Source organism: Paramagnetospirillum kuznetsovii (genome assembly GCF_003284725.1).
GTDB classification, from domain to species: Bacteria; Pseudomonadota; Alphaproteobacteria; order Rhodospirillales; family Magnetospirillaceae; genus Phaeospirillum; species Phaeospirillum kuznetsovii.
Genome location: NZ_PGTO01000055.1, coordinates 1 through 1,329, shown reverse-complemented (window position 1 = coordinate 1,329; position 1,329 = coordinate 1). Strand labels below are relative to the sequence as shown.

Sequence of the window (1,329 nt, the reverse complement as noted above, 5' to 3'; positions counted from 1 at the left end):
AAATGTGAAGCAGGCACCACCGGTCTGGGGCAGTCATGTGTCCGGCCTGTTTGCGCGGCATACCTGGCCGCTGGCCATGATGTGATCCGCGAACCGCTCCCAAATCATCCGTTCGGCCTCGACCGGCCATGACACAGACAGGGTTTTTCGGCTCTTGGGTCTGACCGGTCACCATCACGCTTTCATCGCCCTCGCAATCGAAGTGTTATGGCTGGAAGTTTTGGTCAGGCCGCCAATCCGGCTTGGCTGCGATAGGTGCCGCCATGGGCGAGGATGGCCCAGGCGATCCTCGCCAGCTTGTTGGCGATGGCGACGGTGGCCTTGCGCGCTGGCATGCGCTCGAGCAATGCCTTGATCCATGGGCTTTTCGTCTGGTGGCGCAACATCCCGGTGGCGCAGACGACGAGCAATGAGCGGAGATAGCGGTCGCCGGTCTTGGTGATGGGGCCGAGGGAGGTCTTGCCCCCGGTCGAGTGCTGCGATGGCACCAGGCCCAGCCAGGCGGCAAAATCACGCCCGGTTTTGAAGCGACGAGGATCGCCCATGGTGGCGGCGATGGCGCTGGCGGTGATCGGGCCGATGGAGGGGATGGTCGTCAGACGCTGGCTGGCCTCGTCGCGGCGCTGAGCCGCCAGCATCTCGCGCTCAAGCGCATCGATCTTGACCTCGGCGTCGCGCAGTTGCGCCGCCAACATGCCAAGGGCCTCGCGTGCCATTGGCGGCAAGGCCGGGTCGGCAGCATCCACAGCAAGGGCGATCAGATTGTCGAGCCCCTTCTCGCCGCACGGCGCGACGATGCCGAACTCGGCCAAATGCGCCCGCATCGCATTGGCGAGCATGGTGCGCTGGCCGACCAGCAACTTGCGGGCGCGGTGAAGCATCAACGCTGCCTGCTGCTCGGGCGTCTTGACCGGGACCGTGGTCACCGACCGTCGTGCCATCGCCTCGCAGATGGCGGCGGCGTCGTTGGCGTCGTTTTTGCGCCCGCGCTTGACGTAAGGCTTTACATAGGCTGGCGGGATCAAGACCACCCGATGGCCCAGCGCCGCAATCGCGCGCGCCCAATAATGGGCCGAGGCGCAAGCTTCCATCCCCACCATGCACGACGGCAGCTTGGCGAAAAAGCCAAGAACCTGGCCACGACGCAATTCTCGCCGCAGAACGGCATCCTCATCGGCGTTCACGCCATGGAGCGCGAATGCGCCCTTCGACAGATCGATGGCAATCCTGATAATCTCGTTCATGGGCGGCCCCTCTTTATGGTCTGTTTCCAACGACCACTTTGGCGCATTGCGACGCCGGTGAGCAGGGGCCGTCCACCCCATCATC

General features: G+C 64.3%; 1 protein-coding gene. It reads right to left on the bottom strand.

From position 1 onward, the window contains the following. Positions 1 to 224: 224 nt before the first annotated feature. The gene (locus CU669_RS20905) at positions 225 to 1,244 is read right to left on the bottom strand and encodes an IS110 family RNA-guided transposase (protein WP_112147517.1); all 1,020 of its coding nucleotides are present in this window, start codon (positions 1,242 to 1,244) and stop codon (positions 225 to 227) included. Positions 1,245 to 1,329: the final 85 nt, after the last annotated feature.

Coding starts and splice junctions, on each gene's coding strand:
- CU669_RS20905 (WP_112147517.1), bottom strand. CDS start 1,244: ATGAACGAGATTATCAGGATTGCCATCGATCTGTCGAAGGGCGCATTC.